The sequence below is a fragment of the Pseudomonas sp. Ma2-10 genome, from assembly GCF_054330215.1.
This window is the reverse complement of record NZ_JBTEYL010000011.1, coordinates 1-17912: the sequence shown is the minus strand read 5'-3', so window position 1 is coordinate 17912 and position 17912 is coordinate 1. Positions and strand designations below refer to the sequence as shown.

Here is a 17912-nt window from a genome sequence, read left to right as displayed (position 1 = left end):
ACGGATGACGACCGGTCGGTCACTGGCTGCAGGCGTTGGCGGGACTCGCCCCGAGGCTTTTCAGCGGGTATGGGGGGGTGCAGTTTTTGTCGGTTTTATGATCTGGGGCAGTTTGGTCCGGGCATTTGCTTGTGTATGCTCCGTCGACGTTTCGGGCTCATGCTCACCATTATAAGAACAAGAACATTGCCTATGACCCTCAGCACCGACCTGTCGGGCCCCGTTGTGGAGCCCCGGGTTATCCGCAAGCAGTACGCCATGGAAATGGCGGTCGAACGCACGCGTCTGCTTTATCAGGGCTCATTGCTGCCCACGTTACTCATGTTGATCAATGGTCTGGTCTGCGCTGGTTTGCTGTGGAGTCCGCAGCGCTACTTCCTGGTCAGCGTCTGGCTGGTGTGGCTGTTGTCGCTGGTGGCGTTGCGGGTGATTCAAGTCGCGGCCTTCGATTCGGCGATACCCCATCGTCAGGCCCATCCAATCTGGCGTCGCATGTTTTTACTGGGTTCAGCCATGACCGGCCTGACCCTGGCCGGCGCCGGCATTGCGCTGGTACCCGCTGATAACTTCATGCAACAAGCCTGGGTGTTCGGCCTGATCGGCGCCGCCGCGCTTTCGGCCAGTGTTGCCTACGCGGTCAGCCTGCCGGCGTTCCTGTCCTTTACCTTGCCCTGTCTGTTGCCGGCCATCGGTTATCTGTTCTGGGGCGGCGACGAACAAGATCAGGGCTGGGGCTGGTTCGGGCTCATATTGCTGGGCGCGTTGAGTGTGGTCGCCTGGCAGGTCAAGCGGCTCATCGATAGCGCACTGTTGCGGCGATTCCAGAATCAGGCGCTGATCGAGCATTTACAGCAGGCCCAAAGTGGCAGCGACCAGCTTAATCACAAGCTGGCTAAGGAAATCGTCCAGCGCCGTCGTGCTGAAGACGAGCTGCGGAAAATTCAGATCGAGCTGGAAAGCCGCGTCACCCAGCGCAGTCTGGAGCTGGACGCTGCCAATCAGGCTCTGAGCAAGAGCGAAGCGCGTCTGGCGCTGGCGTTGAAGGCCAGTGAATTGGGCTTGTGGGACTGGAACCTGCAAACCGACGAAGTCCATCACAGCCATCTTCAAGAGCTGTTCGGCCTGGAGCCGGAATTCGTGACGGCGATGCTTCGCCACCTCAAGCCGCGGCTGCACCCCGATGACTTGCCGTCGCTCAAGCGGGCGCTGGTCGAGCATTTGAAGGGGCGCAGCGAGGACTACCAAATTGAGTACCGCGTGCGCCACGGCGAAGGCCATTGGGTCTGGATTGAGGACCGTGGTCGAGCTGTTGAGCGCGGCGAAAATGGTCGGGTGATCCGCATGGTCGGCACCCGTCGCGATATCAGCGTCAGCAAAGCTCTGGAAGAGCAACGGCAACTGGCGGCGACGGTGTTCGAAGCCGCCAGCGAAGGCATCGTGATTTTCGATCCGGATTACGCGTTGATCGCGGTCAATCAGGCCTTCAGCCGAGTCACTGGCTATGACATTGAAGACATGATCGGACGCAACGTGGTCGAGTTGGCATGCAGTCGCGATGCCCGTCGACACTACGGGGCGATTCATCAGGCGTTGGAGCAGCACGGCAGTTGGCAGGGCGAGCTGGTAGAAACCCGCAAGAATGGCGAGTTGTATCCGCAATGGTTGCAACTGAACGCTGTGCGCGATGCTCGGGGAAATGTGAGCCATATCGTCGGCTTCTTCGCCGATTTATCGGCCCGGCGCGAATCTGAAGAGCGTATGCGTTACCTGACGCATTACGACGAATTAACGGGTCTGGCTAACCGTTCACTATTCCGAGAACGGCTAAGTGAGGCTCATCAGCGGGTGCGCCAGGGCGGCTATCGCAGTCTGGCGTTGCTGCACATCAATCTGGATCGTTTCAAGCTGCTCAATGACAGCCTTGGCCATGAAATCGCCGACCAGCTTTTGCAGAAGATGGCCCGGCGGCTGGTCAATGCGTTGCCTGAAGCAGACACCATCGCTCGCTTATCCGGCGATGAGTTTGCCGTGCTGTTCAATGCCTACGGCAACCTGTCGAGCCTGGCGCGGGTGGCGACCCGGCTGTCGGCCAAGTTGCGCTTGCCGATCACGGTCGAGGGCCATGAGCTGGTGGTTAGCGCGTCCATGGGCATCAGTATGTTGCCGGACAACGCGCGAGAAATTTCCGCGTTGGTCCATCAGTCAAATATGGCCATGCAGCACGCCAAGCACTTGGGCGGAAATAACTTCCAGTTCTACACCGACAGCCTGCAAGCCAGTACGCTGGAGCGCTTGCAGCTGGAAAATCAGCTGCGTAAGGCCATCGAAGAGAAGCAGCTGAAGGTGTTTTACCAACCGAAGCTGTGCCTCTCCACGGGCCGGTTGAATGCCGCCGAGGCGCTGGTGCGCTGGGATCACCCGACCATGGGCCGTGTGCCGCCAGGGGACTTCATCGGTCTGGCCGAGGAAACCGGGTTGATCGGCCCGATCGGCGAGTTCGTGTTGCGTCAGGCCTGCTGGCAAGCCTGTGAGTGGCAGCGTCAGGGGCTTGCGCCGATTCGGGTGTCGGTCAATCTGTCGGTGCATCAATTGCGTCAGGGCAAACTGGTCAGCCTGGTGCGTCAGGTGCTGGAAGAAACCGGTCTGGCGCCGCATAACCTTGAGTTGGAACTCACCGAAAGTCAGTTACTGGACAGCGTCGAGCACATCATCGCGACCTTCCAGCAATTGCGTGATTTGGGGGTTAAGTTGGCGATTGATGACTTCGGCACCGGGTATTCGTCCTTGAGCTACCTCAAGCGCATCCCCGTGGATTACGTGAAGATCGACCAGGCGTTTATTCGCGGGCTGGGGGAGGGCAGCGAGGATGCAGCGATCACTCGGGCAATTATTGCCATGGCGCACGGCTTGTCGCTCAAAGTGGTGGCCGAAGGTGTGGAGCGGGCAGAGCAGTTGGCGTTTTTGAAAGCCGAGCACTGCGATGAAGTGCAGGGGTATTTGATTAGCCGCCCTGTCGAGGCCGATGGCCTGGCGGCGCTGTTGCGTGCGGACGTGAAACCCTTGTAGGGGCTACATGGAGCGCATGTGGCGTGAAATGGGGATGTCGAGTTACGCATTGGGCAGGCAAAAAGCCGATTCATGTAGTATAACTACAAGCGTGCTACATCCCCGGCACCTGCCAATAACAAAGAGTCCAGCCCTTTGAATCTGCTGCAACACATCGCCCAGTCACGCCATCTCTTACGCAAGTCGGAGCTCAAGGTCGCCGACCACGTGCTGCTTGATCCTGCGGCGGTGATGCACAGTTCCATGGCCGACCTGGCCCACAACGTGGGCATCAGCGAACCGACTATCGTGCGGTTCTGTCGCGCCATCGGTTGCTCCGGATTCCAGGACTTGAAGCTGAAACTGGCGCAAAGCCTGGCTGCCGGCGCGAGCTTCGGACAATTCGCGATTCATGAAGACGACTCGGTTGCTGACTACAGCCTGAAAATCTTCGACACCACGCTGCACACCCTGATGGAGGTTCGCGAGAAGCTCGATCCAGTGGAGTTGCAGCGTGCTGTGTCGCTCATGTCGCAGGCCCAGCGGGTAGAGTTCTATGGCTTTGGCGCATCGGGGGCGGTGGCGGCGGATGCCCAGCACAAGTTCTTCCGTTTGTTGCTGACGGCGGCGGCGTACTCTGACCCGCACATGCAGGCGATGTCCGCGGTAACGTTGAAACCGACCGATGTGGCGATCTGTATTTCCCAGTCCGGGCGTTCCAAGGACCTGTTGATCACCGCCAATCTGGTGCGCGAAAGCGGCGCTTCGCTGATTACCTTGTGTCCGAGCCAGACGCCGTTGGCTGAACTGTCGACCGTTAACCTGGCGATCGATGTGCACGAAGACACTGAGATCTATACGCCGCTGACCTCGCGCATTGCCCACCTGGTGGTGATCGACGTGTTGGCGATGGGCGTGGCCATGGCGCGCGGGCCGAGCCTGGTCAATCACCTCAAGAGCGTCAAGCGCAGCCTGCGCAGCTTGCGGCTGTCGCCTAAATCGGTAAAAGCGCTGGACGATTGATGCAAGACGACACGGACCCTGTGGCGAGCGGGTACATCCCCTCGCCACAGAACAACATTCATCTCTCTGTAATCCTCCCGCCGCCAAACCGTCATCCCTCGCGCCTATCTTGAAACTCCCGTAATCGCCTTGGGAGACTCGAAATGGCCCAGCCCTACGAAGAACGCAACAGCGCTGTCAGAACCCGACGTCAGCAGGAAGACCAGCGCCGCATGGAATTTCGCCGCGCTATCGAAGATCGCTGCGAACGTCGCCAACTGCTGGCCGATATCGGTGATTGCCCTGGGCTGGAGCTCAATTACTGGCAGGCGGTACCGGCAACTTCCCGTCGAAACGCTCAACCAGCGCACTGATCTGCACCCGCTCACTGCGAATAAACGCAAGGAACGCGTGCGCCACCGGTGACAGCCGTTTCGCCTTGGCTTGCACCAGGCACCAGCTGCGGTACAACGGCAGCTCTTCGACTGGCAGCTCTATGAGTGCGCCGGTCGCCAACTCAAGGTTCAGGGCGTGGCGCGTCAACAGCGCCAGGCCCAGACCTGCCCGTACGCATTCACGCTGGGCTTCGGCCGACGCCACCTCTTGGATCTGCGTGAAGTGCACGCGCTTCTCCTTGAAATACTCCTCGCAAGCCAGTCGCGTACCGGAGCCCGGCTCGCGCAACAGCAGCGTATAAGGCTCCAGATCCTGCAAGCGCAGCGGCCCCATGTGGGACAGCGGATGATCCGGCGGCGCCACGGCCACGATTGGATTGTTGAGAAACGGCAGAAACTCCAGCCCCATGTCTTGCGGCACCATCGACATGATCACCAAGTCATCGCGGTTGTCCGAAAGGCGTCGAATCACTTGTCCGCGGTTAACCACCGTCAGATGCAGGTTCACTTCCGGGTGCTGGCGCTTGAACGCGGCAAACAGATGCGGCACGAAATACTTGGCGCTGGATTCCACCGCCAGTTTCAGCTGTCCTTGCAGCGATCCCTGCATGTCTGAAAGCTGCATGTCGAGGTTTTCCAGGCGGCCGAAAATGTCCCGGCTGGCGCGCTGAAGGGCTTCGGCAGCCTCGGTCATATAGAGCTTTTTGCCGACGTAATCGAACAAAGGCTGACCAATCAGCTCTTCAAGTTGACGAATCTGTAGGCTCACGGCAGGTTGTGTGAGCGACATTTCATCGGCTGCGCGGCTGTAGGAGCGCAAATCACAAACCTCATTAAAGATCTGTAATTGACGTAATGTCATACGCATCAAGGACTTACGCATTGTATAGGCGCTCTCGCCGAAGGCTGATGCGCCAACTATAAGTCTTTACTTATGGCTGACCCAATAATTAATCATTTTTGTTAATCCCTTGTGGGGGCTAGTGTGGTGCTGCGACTGAATCGAAACATTTGGTCACGCGTCGACCTGGTCTAGCAGGTCGTGGGTACCACCGGCTCAAGGGAACCTCCAAGTGATAAAAAAGATCCTGATCGCCAACCGTGGTGAGATTGCCGTACGAATCGTGCGTGCCTGCGCCGAGATGGACATTCGCTCGGTTGCGATCTATTCCGACGCCGACCGTCATGCCTTGCATGTGAAACGCGCGGACGAAGCCCACAGCATCGGTGCCGAGCCGCTGGCCGGTTACCTGAATGCGCGCAAGCTAGTGAATCTGGCGGTAGAAACCGGTTGCGATGCGCTGCACCCCGGCTACGGGTTCCTCTCGGAAAACGCTGAACTGGCAGATATCTGCGCCGAGCGTGGCATCAAGTTCATCGGCCCATCGGCTGAAGTGATTCGCCGCATGGGCGACAAGACTGAGGCCCGTCGCAGCATGATCAAGGCTGGCGTACCCGTCACCCCGGGGACCGAAGGCAACGTCGCGGATATCGCGGAAGCTTTGATCGAAGGCGACCGTATCGGTTATCCGGTGATGCTCAAGGCGACTTCCGGTGGCGGTGGCCGTGGTATCCGTCGCTGCGATAGCCGCGAAGAGCTTGAACAGGCGTTCCCTCGGGTCATTTCCGAAGCGACCAAGGCTTTTGGTTCTGCGGAAGTGTTCCTGGAAAAGTGCATCGTTAATCCCAAACACATCGAAGCGCAGATCCTCGGCGACAGTTTTGGCAACGTGGTGCACCTGTTCGAGCGTGACTGCTCGATCCAGCGTCGCAACCAGAAGCTCATCGAGATCGCCCCGAGCCCGCAACTGACCCCTGAACAGCGCGCCTACATCGGCGACCTGTCGGTGCGTGCGGCCAAGGCTGTGGGTTACGAGAACGCCGGCACCGTGGAGTTCCTGCTCGCCGAGGGCGAGGTGTACTTCATGGAGATGAACACCCGGGTGCAGGTGGAACACACCATCACCGAAGAGATCACTGGCATCGACATCGTTCGTGAGCAGATCCGCATCGCGTCCGGCCTGCCGCTTTCGGTGAAACAGGAAGACATCCAGCATCGCGGTTTCGCGCTGCAATTCCGGATCAACGCCGAAGACCCGAAAAACAACTTCCTGCCCAGCTTTGGCAAGATCACCCGTTACTACGCACCCGGTGGTCCCGGCGTGCGTACCGACACGGCGATCTACACCGGCTACACCATTCCGCCGTTCTACGACTCCATGTGCCTGAAACTGGTGGTGTGGGCGTTGACCTGGGAAGAGGCCATGGACCGTGGCTTACGCGCCCTGGACGACATGCGTCTGCAAGGGGTCAAGACCACTGCCGCGTACTACCAGGAAATCCTGCGTAACCCGGAATTCCGTAGCGGCCAGTTCAACACCAGCTTCGTTGAAGCCCACCCTGAACTGACCAACTACTCGATCAAGCGCAAACCCGAAGAGCTGGCCCTGGCCATCGCCGCCGCCATCGCCGCCCACGCAGGCCTGTGAGGAATAAAACAATGTCCAAGAAGATCCATGTAACCGACACCATCCTGCGCGACGCCCACCAATCGCTGCTCGCTACCCGCATGCGCACCGAAGACATGCTGCCGATTTGCGACAAGCTCGACAAAGTCGGCTATTGGTCGCTGGAATGCTGGGGCGGCGCGACCTTCGACGCCTGCGTGCGTTTTCTCAAAGAAGACCCGTGGGAGCGCTTGCGCCAACTGCGCGCGGCGCTGCCTAACACGCGCCTGCAAATGCTGCTGCGGGGCCAGAACCTGCTGGGCTACCGCCACTACAGCGACGACGTGGTCAAAGCCTTCGTCGCCAAGGCCGCGGTCAACGGCATCGACGTGTTCCGCATCTTCGATGCGATGAACGACGTGCGTAACCTGCGAGTCGCCATCGAAGCGGTGAAAGCCGCCGGCAAACACGCCCAAGGCACCATCGCTTACACCACCAGCCCGGTGCACACCATCGACGCGTTCGTGGCGCAAGCCAAGCAAATGGAAGCCATGGGTTGCGACTCGGTGGCGATCAAGGACATGGCTGGCCTGCTGACCCCGTACGCCACTGGCGAACTGGTCAGGGCGTTGAAATCCGAGCAGTCGCTGCCGGTGTTCATCCATTCCCACGACACCGCCGGCATGGCCACCATGTGCCAACTCAAGGCCATCGAAAACGGCGCCGACCACATCGATACCGCGATCTCCAGCTTCGCTTCGGGCACCAGCCACCCAGGCACCGAGTCGATGGTCGCGGCCCTTAAAGGCACCGAGTTCGACACCGGCCTGAACCTGGAACTGCTGCAAGAGATCGGTTTGTACTTCTATGCCGTGCGCAAGAAGTACCACCAATTTGAAAGCGAATTCACTGCCGTCGACACTCGCGTTCAAGTCAACCAGGTACCGGGCGGGATGATTTCCAACCTGGCCAACCAGTTGAAAGAGCAGGGCGCCCTGAACCGCATGAGCGAAGTGCTGGCCGAAATCCCGCGCGTTCGTGAAGACCTCGGCTTCCCGCCGCTGGTGACTCCGACCTCGCAGATCGTTGGCACCCAGGCGTTCTTCAACGTGCTGGCCGGCGAGCGCTACAAGACCATCACCAACGAAGTGAAGCTTTACCTGCAAGGCGGCTATGGCAAAGCGCCGGGTACGGTCAACGAAAAACTGCGTCGCCAGGCGATCGGCAGCGAAGAAGTGATCGATGTGCGTCCGGCGGATCTGCTCAAGCCGGAAATGACCAAGCTGCGTGCTGAAATCGGTACGGTGGCCAAGTCTGAAGAAGACGTGCTGACCTACGCCATGTTCCCGGACATCGGGCGCAAGTTCCTCGAAGAGCGCGCGGCCGGCACCCTGACACCTGAAGTGCTGCTACCGATTCCTGAAGCGGGCGGTGTGACCTCGGCCGGTGGCGAAGGCGTGCCGACCGAGTTCGTCATCGACGTCCACGGCGAGACCTACCGCGTCGACATCACCGGTGTCGGCGTCAAGGCTGAAGGCAAGCGTCACTTCTACCTGTCTATCGACGGCATGCCGGAAGAAGTGGTGTTCGAACCGCTCAACGAATTCGTCAGCGGCGGCAGCAGCAAGCGCAAGCAAGCCACTGAACCGGGCCACGTCAGCACCACCATGCCGGGCAACATCGTCGACGTGCTGGTCAAGGAAGGCGATACCGTGAAAGCCGGCCAGGCCGTGCTGATCACCGAAGCGATGAAGATGGAAACCGAAGTCCAATCGGCCATCGCCGGCAAAGTCACCGCCATCCACGTGGCCAAGGGCGACCGAGTGAACCCGGGCGAAATCCTGATCGAGATCGAAGGCTGAGTTAACAGCCTCGATATACCGCTTTAAACCTCGGGGGGGCATGTGCTCCCCTTTTTTTTCGCCCCGGGTTTGTGGCTGTTAGAAACTCATTCGCCACTGACCCGTCACGCCGTGGTTTCGGCTGTCGGTGCCGATCTCGCCAGAGAGACCGACGCCCAAGGTGTGTTTTGCTGACAATCCTAGGTCCAGCCCTGCATCGACCAGCAGACTGTCACGGTCCAGCGGCGCACCGGAAACGGTGAAGTTTTTTCCGCCCGTAACCAATCGTTGGCGGGTATCGCTGTAGACGTCCCCGTAAGTGTGTTTCCAGCCGGCACTGAACCGTGGCGTCAGTTGCATGCCGTTATCCAGAGTGTTGAGCTTCGCCAGCCGCAGGCCGAATGTGCTGTTCAAATTGTTGTGCGTTTGACCGTGTACCTTCAGCGCCGCTGTGCCTCCTTTTTCCGTGTAGGTGTCGCGCTGATAGCGTTGGTAGCCCAGGCTGGCAAACGGTTCGATGCTGACGTTCGTTCGCCCCAGGTTGTAACCCACTTCCGCAAAGGCCTGCTGGGTGTTGGCATCGTAACGGCCTTCGGGGCGGTCGCTGAAACCTTTGAAGGCAACCCGGCGTTTAGTGCTGCCGTTGTGGCTGCTATAGGTCGCACCCAGGCGCAGGGACATGGGCCCGTTTTGACGTAGGGCATAAGCGCCCAAATGCCAGCTGTCGAGATCGCCGTCGAGGCCGCGGCTGTCCAGGCGCGTTTCAGATTTTCCGCTCATCACCCCGATGCGCCATTCCTCATCGATGCCCCAATCAGCTCCCAGTACCAGGCCGTGGGTTGTGTGTGTCAGAGCGTCGTAGTCGCGATCCAGTGTCCCGCCGTGACCCAATGCTTGAAGCCAGACTCGGCCATTGTCTTCGCTGCCGGCGGCCAGGCGTGGTGCCTTGCGCTTGTAGGCGTTGCTGTAGCTACTGGCGCTGTCCAGCTGACGCATGGCCGAGAGCATGGTCGCGCTGATTGGGCTGTCACTGTTCAGGGTCGCTTTCGCAAGGTTGGCGTTGTTGCCGCCGGCCAGCTGTTCGATGGCAACAGATGCCGTCTGTTTGTCAGCGCTGAGCAGGGCTGCGACAGCAACGTTTGTGGGGCTGGATGCCTTTGGCACGGTGGCGGCCGGAACGGATGTGTCGGTACTTGCAGGTGGATTCGGGGCTTCAGCGATAGAGGGCGCTTGAGATATGCCCGCTGGTTCTTCAATGCTTTGGGCGACTTCCCTCCCGTTGTCCGTGATGGCGACACTCTCGATCGCCACATCGTTACGGAGGAGGATCAGGTCGACTCTCTTTTCTTCGTAGGCGAGCTTGGGCGTTAGAAAGGCAAGGTTGTTGATGACTGTCCCAAATTTCCCTTCGATTTTATTGGCGGCAAGGAGGGTGTTTTCGCTGATTAGCGGGTAATCACCCGGTGCTGCAACGATGTTCAGGGTGGCGCCGCCGAGGTTGGCGGTGCCACTGATTAACATCGTTTCACTTTTGCGGTCGGCATTGACCGCATAGGTTAGCTCGGCCGTTTTGGAGAGGTTCAAGTCACCTTTAACTTTTGGAGCCCCGTGCAAACCGTCGACAGCAAGCTTTCCGTTTACCCTCAGGGAGCCGATTAAACCGTTGCCCGCAAAAGCGCCTTTTTCATGGATAACGACGTCGCCTTCGATAGTTCCCGGGTTGTTCAGGGTACCTCCTGATTGCACGGTCGCTCCGCCGCCAATCTTTCCGTTGTTGACAAGCGTTCCTTGGGTCAACGCCCCACCCTGGATATGCCCATTATTGATTAGCGTTGCTTTTGAACCTATCAAGACACCGGTACTGAAATCGCCGGAACCCTTAATGGTCCAAGTGCTTCGTTTGAGCTCCAGGCCTTCAAAACGACGGCTGTCGCTTATCGTGCCACCGCTCGCGGTATCGAGTTGCAGGAAGTTGATACCGTCACCACCGTCAATCAATCCGGCAAGGGCTCCGCGGCCAGACACAATGACCAGATCATCTCCATTGCCGAATGTCCGATCAATACCCTCCGTTGCTTTGCTGATGGTGGTTTTGTGGGTGGCGGGATCATTTATAAATGCGTCCAGCGCCGCGATGAGCTGCTCTGGCGATTCCATCGGTGGTGCGGTGGTGTCCGAGGAGGTCTGCTGAGCCATCGAAAATTCAGCGCAACCCAGCGCAAGCGTAATGGCCAGCGCCAGGTGTTGTGGTCGGTATTTGTGTTGAGCGGACATCGAGTACGGCCTCTGTTGACAGGAGGCCAAACTCTAAGAGGGAGGCTATAGGTGCCGATGTCAGCTGCTTCCGGTGAGCGTGCGGGGGTTGTCAGAAGGTTGTGTAGAAAATTGCCGGCCTCCGAAGGAAGGTTGTTTCTACCTGTTCGGGCTGACGCTTTTTCTTACAGAAAATCAAGAAACGGCCGGCTATCGCAAACGCTGAAAGTCATATGCCGACGACCGACCCAGTAGTGAACTTGCCACCTAATGCGGACCGCCCTGAGATAAAGAAACCGGGTTTTACATCGGTTGAGGGCTCGCTTATGGTTCGCCCGTCGCCGACGAATCGGTGGGCGCCAAGTGCAGGCCGATCAGGTGCGGCACTGCGCCAGGTTGTTCACCTGCCCCGAGTCCGTCTGGTTCTCATCGGCCAGCCAGCGCTCAAACCCCGCCCCGATCGCCGGCCACTCCGAGTCCAGAATCGAATACCACGCGGTATCCCGGTTCTGACCCTTGACCACCATGTGCTGGCGGAACACGCCTTCAAAACTGAACCCCAGCCGCTCGGCCGCGTATTTGGAGCGGGCGTTGCCGTTGTTGCACTTCCACTCCAGGCGCCGGTAACCCAAGGCAAACGACTCTTTGGCGAGCAGATAAACCGCCTCGGTACTCTTCGGCGAACGCTGCATCGGCGCGCCAAATGTGACATGGCCGATCTCGATCCGACCTTGTGACGGGACAATCGACATCAAACTGAGGATGCCCTGCACATCGCCGCTGGCTCGGTCGATCACGCTGAAGAAATACGGGTCGCTATTGGCCGCATGATTGTTCAGCCAATCGTTGAACGCGCTGCGCTCCGGGAAAGGACCGTAAGGCAAATAGTCCCAGAGTTTCGGGTCGGAGCCCGGGCCTTGCAGGGCCTTCCACAAACCGTCGGCGTGACGCGCCGGGTCGAGTTTTTCCAGGCGGATGAAACGCCCTTCAATGGTTTGGACTGTGGGCGTCGGAACGCCTTTCCAGTCGGCGAGTGAAGTCGACATGCTGTTCTCCTTGAACCTTACAGGGCTTTGCGAAACTGGATGAAACCGGGGCGTTCGGCGATGCGCTCGTAGAGCTGGATCGCGGTGGCGTTGGTCTCGTGGGTCAGCCAGTGGACCTTGCAGCAACCGTCCTCTTTGGCTGTCGCGTAAACGAATTCGATCAACTGTCGGCCGACGCCAGTGCCACGGGTTTCCGGCGTTACCAACAGGTCTTGCAGGTAGCAGGAGTTTTCGATGCTCCAGTTCGAGCGATGATAAATGAAGTGCACCATGCCCACCGCTTTGTCATCGGCCCAGGCCAACGCTGCATGGGTCGGTTCGCTCGGGTCGAGCATGCGCTGCCAAGTGCTTTGGGTGACGGCCTCAGGCAGTTCGGTGTTGTAGAAACGCAGGTACGCTTGCCACAACGGCAACCAGGCGGCGTGGTCGTCGGCGGTGACCTGGCGGATGTCGATCTGACTCATGTTCATTCCTTAACGCATCAGGTGGGCGAGGGCCTGGTCGTGCACATCAGGGCTGGCGGCAAGCCCCTCGCGCACACCGGTAATGTCTGCGGCGCTGCGGTTCTGGCTGAGTTTGCGTTTGCCTTCCAGGCGCTGGATCGGCAGGGCAAACCCGACGATGGCCTTGAGCATCCCGTCAATGTAGTCGGCGGGGGCATCGGCGACTTTCCATGGACTGGCGCGACCCGCTTCATGACGACCAGTCAGCGCGCTGACCAGCGTGCGCAGGCGATCGGCGTCGGTGAACACTTCGGCCGTGCCGTACGCATGCACGGCGACGTAGTTCCAGGTCGGCACCACTTTGCCGTGCTCGGCTTTGCTCGGGTAAAACCCCGGGCTGACGTAAGCGTCGGCACCGGCAAAAATGACCAGGGCTTCGGCGCCGTTCTGCAGTTCCTTCCATTGCGGATTGGCCTTGGCAAAGTGTCCATAAAGGGTGCCATTCGGGCCCTGGTCTGAGCTCAACAGCAGCGGCAAATGGCTGGCTTGCAGGCCTTGTTCCCCGTGTGTGACCAACACAGCAAGGCGGGTGCCGAGGATCTGCTGGTGCAGTTCATGCAAATCATCTATGGCAAAGCTGCTTGGCGTGTACATGGAGATTTTCCTTGGCGAATGCCTGCATCCTAGGCAGGCTATTGGTCTGTTGTAAGAGCCATTAATGACCAATTTAATAGGTCCATTGCCATGACCAGCGAGCCACTGTCCTTGTCATTCAACCCGGCCGGTATCGAACTCGATCGCCGCCAGGGTTTGAGTCGTCAGCTCTATCAAGCCTTGCGGGTGCGAGTGCTCGACGGTCGGCTGACCAGCGGTATGCGATTACCGGCCAGTCGCGATCTGGCGGCGGCGCTGTCGATTTCCCGAAACAGCGTGGTCCGGGCCTACGATCAGCTCTACGCCGAGGGCTTTATTGAAGGGCGTGTGGGTGACGGGACGTATGTCGCGCAATTACCTCAATCAGTGTTGCCGGTGAAAAAACTATCCACAAAAGTATCCACAGGGTTGTCAACAGGGTTACCCACAGCTTTATCCACAAATTGCTTGGATTTACCTGTGGTTTCATCCAGCAAAGTTATCCACAGCGGCGCATTGGGGCGGGTTGAAAGGAACCATTTGGCCCTGCCTCCCGTCGGTCCGCCCCGTGCCTTTCGCGTGGGAGTTCCGGCTTTCGACCTGTTCCCTTTCGAGGTCTGGGCCAAGCTGAATGCGGCTTTCTGGCGCAAACCGGATCTTCAGCAGTTGTGTTACGGCGATCCGGCAGGCGACGCGCGCTTGCGCGGCCTGATTGCCGCGTATTTACGCAGCTCCCGGGGGATGCAGTGTACGGCTGAGCAAATAGTGATCACCAGTGGCGCACAGCAGGGGATTAGCCTTTGTGCACAGCTGCTGGTAGAGCCGGGCGATGGCGTGGCGATCGAGAATCCGGGGTATCGGGCGGCGGGTCATGCGTTCGCCGTGGCCGGTGCGCGATTGCACGGGGTGGCGGTGGACAGCGAGGGCATCGACTGCACCGAATTGAATGCGCTCAAGGATTGTCGACTGGCCTATGTCACGCCGTCGCATCAGTACCCGACCGGGGTGGTGATGAGTCTGGCGCGGCGGCTGGAGTTGTTGGCCTGGGCCGAGCGATCCGGGGGTTGGATCGTCGAGGATGATTACGACGGCGAGTATCGTTACAGCGGCGCGCCACTGGCACCGTTGGCTGCGCTTGATCGTCACGGGCGGGTGCTCTACGTCGGCACGTTCGGCAAAGTGGCTTTCCCGGCATTGCGCCTGGGCTATCTGGTGCTGCCACCGGCATTGGTAGACGCTTTCGCCCAGCGTCGCGCGGTCGATGTGCGCCATTCCGAGGTGAGCACCCAGGCGGTCATGGCCGAGTTTATGGCGGCCGGGCATTTCCAGCGGCACATCCGCCGCATGCGCCGCGCGGCGTTGAGTCGTCGCAATACGCTTCTGGCCAACTGGCCCTCGGACATTCCCGGGGTTGGCAGCCTGCCGAGCGTGGCGGCAGGGCTGCACCTGACGGTGGCGGTCGACACTCAGGCCCGCGAACGCGAACTGATTGAAGCCGCCGCCAGCGTCGATGTCGAGATCAATGGCCTGAGCAGTTACTGGTTACCTGATTCGAGAAACGGTGTGGATCAGCGCGCCGGGTTGGTGCTGGGCTTTGCGGCGGTGCCCGAGGCGGCGATCAGCGCAGCGCTCGGGCGATTGCAAAAGGCTTGGCGCCCCTGAGGTCGAGGACTTCCGTCAGGTCTCAGGTCCCGGACTTGATCTTGGTCCAGGCCCGGGTCCGCGCCCGTTCGGCTTTACGGGGCAGTGGTTGCAGGGTGTAAAGCGTGCTCATCGCCGTTTCGGTCGGGTACAGATTCGGGTTGTTGCGGATCGCCGGATCGACCATTTCGGTGGCGTCCTTGTTCGGATTCGGGTAACCAACGAAGTCGCTGACCGGTGCAATCACCTGCGGCTGCAACAAGTAGTTGATGAAGGTGTAGGCGTCTTCCGGGTTCCTCGCGCCTTTGGGGATCGAAAGCATGTCGAACCAGATTGGCGCGCCTTCTTTCGGCAGGCGCATGTCGACGATCACGCCGTTCTTGGCTTCCTTGGCGCGGTTCGCTGCCTGGGAGAAGCTGCCGGAGTAACCGACTGCGACGCAGATGTTACCGTTGGCAATGTCGGCCATGTACTTCGAGGAGTGGAAGTAGGTGACATACGGGCGGATCTTCATCAACAGCGCTTCAGCCTTTTCGTAGTCCGCCGGTTTCTTGCTGTTGGGGTCCAGCCCCAGGTGTTGCAAGGCCAGTGGCAGGATCTCCGACGGCGAGTCGAGCAGAGCGACGCCGCACTGCTTGAGCTTGCTGATGTTCTCTTCCTTGAAAATCAGGTCCCAGCTGTCCACTGGTGCGTTGTCACCCAAGGCCGCCTTGATTTTGTCCGGGTTGAAGCCGATCAGAATGGTCCCGTACATGTACGGCACGGCAAATTTGTTGCCCGGATCGTTGGCTTCGATCAGCTTCATCAGCTTGGGATCGAGGTGGTTCCAGTTCGGCAGCTTGCTGCGGTCCAGTGGCTGGAACACGCCGGCTTCGATTTGCTTGGCCAGGAATACGTTGGACGGCACCACTACGTCGTAACCGGAGTTGCCGGTCAGCAACTTGGCCTCCAGTGCTTCGTTGGTGTCGAAGATGTCGTAGACCAGTTTGGTCTGGGTGTTCTGGGCCTTGAAGTCTTCCAGCGCTTTGGGGGTGATGTAGTCGAACCAGTTGTAGACGCGCAACGTTCGCTCTTCAGCATGAACGGCACCACTGAGCACTGTGGCGCACAGGGCGGGAGCGATAAAACGCTTAAGACTTTTCATTCTTCTAATTCCTCATTGGCGCTTTCAAAACCTTCAAGAACGTTCACGGCATTGATGCCGATTTCTTCGACCGCGTAGCCACCCTCCATCACGAACAGCGTCGGCTTGCCGAGGCCGGCGATGCGTGCGCCCATGGCCAGGTAGTCTGGGCTGTCGAGCTTGAATTGGGAGATCGGATCGTCCTTGAACGTATCGACACCCAGGGATACGACGACGATATCGGCGCCGTACTTTTCGATCTCTTTGCAGGCGTGTTCCAGCGTGGCACTCCAACTGTCCCAACCGCTGCCCGCCGGCAAAGGGTAGTTGAAGTTGAAGCCTGCGCCGGCGCCTTCGCCCCGTTCATCTTCGTAGCCGAGGAAGAACGGGAACTCCGCTTCCGGATGACCATGGATCGAGGTGAACAGCACGTCGCTGCGCTCATAGAAAATCGATTGAGTGCCGTTGCCGTGGTGGTAATCGACGTCGAGGATCGCGACTTTTTTGTGGCCCTGGTCGAGGAAGGCCTGAGCAGCGATGGCGGCGTTGTTGAGGTAGCAATAACCGCCCATCAAGTCGCTGGCCGCGTGGTGTCCCGGTGGCCGGCATAGCGCGAAGGCACTACGGGCGCCGCGTTGAATGACAGCTTGAGCGGTCAACGCGACTTGCGCCGCGCTGTACGCCGCTTGCCAGGTCCCGGCAGTAATCGGTGCGCCGCCGTCGAAGCTGTAATAGCCGAGTTGGCCGTGCAGGCTGGTGGGCATGATCCGGCGCAGGGTGCGGGCCGGCCAGGTGTAGGGCAGCAAGTCGCCGTCGGTACCGAATTCGGCCCAGCGCGCCCAGGCACCTTTGAAGAAGTCGAGGTAGTCGCGGCTGTGGACGCGCGCGATCGGGTCGAGGCCGAAATCCTGCGGCGCTTCGACCGGACCGAGGTCGCGGTACTGCACGCGCTGCAGAACATGGTCGGCTCGCGAAGGCATTTCGAAGCAGGGCATCAGTTGCCCGTCCATCAATTCGCAACGGCCGTGGTGCAGGTGGTGATCGTCCGAGTAGATCGTCAGCATTTCTTGTTCTCCGCAGGCTGATTCGGTTGAACACAGTCTTGCGGCGCGCGGCGTTTGAGAGAACGGCAGGAGAGGCCAAAAGGGGATCGATATGGCCAAAAAAATTGACCGGAATTCGCCCCTTATTGACGCGGCAGTGCCCCAGCTCAGGGCATGGCGAATTTAGACAATAAAAACCGTCTGAGAACGGCGGCCGCGAAAACTGAGTGCAACACCTCACCCTTCGGTAAGGTGCAGCCATGTCCTATACAGAACTCAGCATCGAAGAACGCGCGACCATTCAAGTCGGGCAATACAAGAAACTCAGCCAGCGCGAAATAGCCCGGTTGCTGGGGCGTAGCCCGTCCACGATCAGTCGTGAGCTTCGTCGAAATCAACTTCCTGGCAGTTATTCGGCCCACGAGGCTCAAGCGTTTACTCGTGGTCGGCGCATAGGCAGTCGACCGCTCAAGAAACTGATCATGGGTAATGAGCGCTTTGAGCTGGTTATCCACTTGCTTCGAGAACGCTTTTCTCCCGACCAAATCGCGGGCAAGCTGCGCCTTATGAAAATCAATTTTGAAGAAGCCTACGTCTGCCGCGAAACGATCTACAACGCCATCTATGCGTTGCCTGTCGGGGGGTTGCGCAAAGAACTGATCCAGTGCCTTCGTCAGGGAAAAAGTACCCGTAGGCCATGTTCTGGTGGGGTTGATCGTCGTGGACAGATCCCGGAGATGGTCAGTATTCACGTGCGCCCTCCGGAAATCGAAGACCGTTTGATGCCCGGTCACTGGGAAGGCGACCTGATTAAGGGCAAAGATAATGGGTCGTCTGTCGGTACTCTTGTGGAACGCACGAGTGGCTATTTGATGTTGGTAAAAATGAACGATGCTACGGTTACTTCTGCTGTTCAAGGCTTCAGTGCAGCACTGAACAGCATGCCGCTGGCGGTGCGTAAAAGCATGACGTATGACCAAGGCCGCGAAATGGCAAAACA

At 59.2% G+C, this 17912-nt stretch carries 14 protein-coding genes; 7 read left to right on the top strand and 7 right to left on the bottom strand.

The annotated features are described in order from the left end of the window. The first annotated feature begins 192 nt into the window (after positions 1–192). The 3 genes from ACXPVS_RS14950 (at position 193) to ACXPVS_RS14940 (ending at position 4421) form a co-directional block, all read left to right on the top strand. Entirely contained in the window at positions 193–3066 is a 2874-nt protein-coding gene (locus tag ACXPVS_RS14950; protein WP_458510625.1) for an EAL domain-containing protein, read from the top strand. Positions 3067–3201: 135 nt separating this feature from the next. Further along, positions 3202–4068, top strand: coding sequence for a transcriptional regulator HexR (gene hexR, locus ACXPVS_RS14945; RefSeq protein ID WP_008156648.1), 867 nt, complete (start codon positions 3202–3204; stop codon positions 4066–4068). Between the two features lie 143 nt (positions 4069–4211). Then, complete coding sequence (locus ACXPVS_RS14940) at positions 4212–4421, top strand: PA3496 family putative envelope integrity protein (RefSeq protein ID WP_458510624.1); 210 nt, start codon at positions 4212–4214, stop codon at positions 4419–4421. Here the strand turns inward: ACXPVS_RS14940 and ACXPVS_RS14935 are convergent. Continuing rightward, positions 4363–5325, bottom strand: coding sequence for a LysR family transcriptional regulator (locus tag ACXPVS_RS14935; protein ID WP_458510623.1), 963 nt, complete (start codon positions 5323–5325; stop codon positions 4363–4365). The two genes, ACXPVS_RS14940 and ACXPVS_RS14935, sit on opposite strands and share 59 nt — an antisense overlap. A 190-nt stretch (positions 5326–5515) precedes the next feature. Between ACXPVS_RS14935 and ACXPVS_RS14930 the strand changes: the two genes are divergently transcribed. Together ACXPVS_RS14930 and oadA are read left to right on the top strand one after the other, a co-directional pair. Continuing rightward, positions 5516–6931, top strand: coding sequence for an acetyl-CoA carboxylase biotin carboxylase subunit (locus ACXPVS_RS14930; RefSeq protein ID WP_458510622.1), 1416 nt, complete (start codon positions 5516–5518; stop codon positions 6929–6931). Positions 6932–6942: 11 nt separating this feature from the next. Beyond that, complete coding sequence (oadA, locus tag ACXPVS_RS14925; protein WP_458510621.1) at positions 6943–8751, top strand: sodium-extruding oxaloacetate decarboxylase subunit alpha; 1809 nt, start codon at positions 6943–6945, stop codon at positions 8749–8751. Positions 8752–8829: 78 nt separating this feature from the next. Here oadA and ACXPVS_RS14920 read toward each other — a convergent pair whose 3' ends face one another. The 4 genes from ACXPVS_RS14920 to ACXPVS_RS14905 form a co-directional block, all read right to left on the bottom strand. Beyond that, positions 8830–11004, bottom strand: coding sequence for an autotransporter outer membrane beta-barrel domain-containing protein (locus ACXPVS_RS14920; RefSeq protein WP_458510620.1), 2175 nt, complete (start codon positions 11002–11004; stop codon positions 8830–8832). Between the two features lie 353 nt (positions 11005–11357). Continuing rightward, positions 11358–12029 (bottom strand): GNAT family N-acetyltransferase, encoded by a 672-nt coding sequence (locus ACXPVS_RS14915; protein WP_458510619.1) that lies wholly within the window; start codon positions 12027–12029, stop codon positions 11358–11360. Between the two features lie 17 nt (positions 12030–12046). Further along, complete coding sequence (locus ACXPVS_RS14910) at positions 12047–12493, bottom strand: GNAT family N-acetyltransferase (protein ID WP_348129319.1); 447 nt, start codon at positions 12491–12493, stop codon at positions 12047–12049. A 9-nt stretch (positions 12494–12502) separates the two neighbouring features. Beyond that, positions 12503–13126: an FMN-binding negative transcriptional regulator gene (locus tag ACXPVS_RS14905; RefSeq protein ID WP_458510618.1), complete on the bottom strand. Its 624-nt coding sequence runs from the start codon at positions 13124–13126 to the stop codon at positions 12503–12505. A gap of 90 nt (positions 13127–13216) precedes the next feature. Here ACXPVS_RS14905 and pdxR point away from each other — a divergent pair, with 90 nt between their 5' ends. Beyond that, the gene (pdxR, locus tag ACXPVS_RS14900) at positions 13217–14767 is read left to right on the top strand and encodes a MocR-like pyridoxine biosynthesis transcription factor PdxR (RefSeq protein ID WP_458510617.1); all 1551 of its coding nucleotides are present in this window, start codon (positions 13217–13219) and stop codon (positions 14765–14767) included. Positions 14768–14789: 22 nt separating this feature from the next. Here the strand turns inward: pdxR and ACXPVS_RS14895 are convergent, their stop codons facing one another. Both ACXPVS_RS14895 and ACXPVS_RS14890 read right to left on the bottom strand, forming a co-directional pair. Further along, entirely contained in the window at positions 14790–15890 is a 1101-nt protein-coding gene (locus ACXPVS_RS14895; RefSeq protein WP_458510616.1) for a polyamine ABC transporter substrate-binding protein, read from the bottom strand. After that, entirely contained in the window at positions 15887–16933 is a 1047-nt protein-coding gene (locus tag ACXPVS_RS14890; RefSeq protein WP_458510615.1) for a histone deacetylase family protein, read from the bottom strand. The genes ACXPVS_RS14895 and ACXPVS_RS14890 overlap by 4 nt, the downstream gene beginning before the upstream one ends. A gap of 239 nt (positions 16934–17172) precedes the next feature. Here ACXPVS_RS14890 and ACXPVS_RS14885 point away from each other — a divergent pair. Then, the coding region (locus ACXPVS_RS14885; RefSeq protein WP_458510614.1) for an IS30 family transposase at positions 17173–17912 on the top strand (740 nt) is incomplete at its 3' end.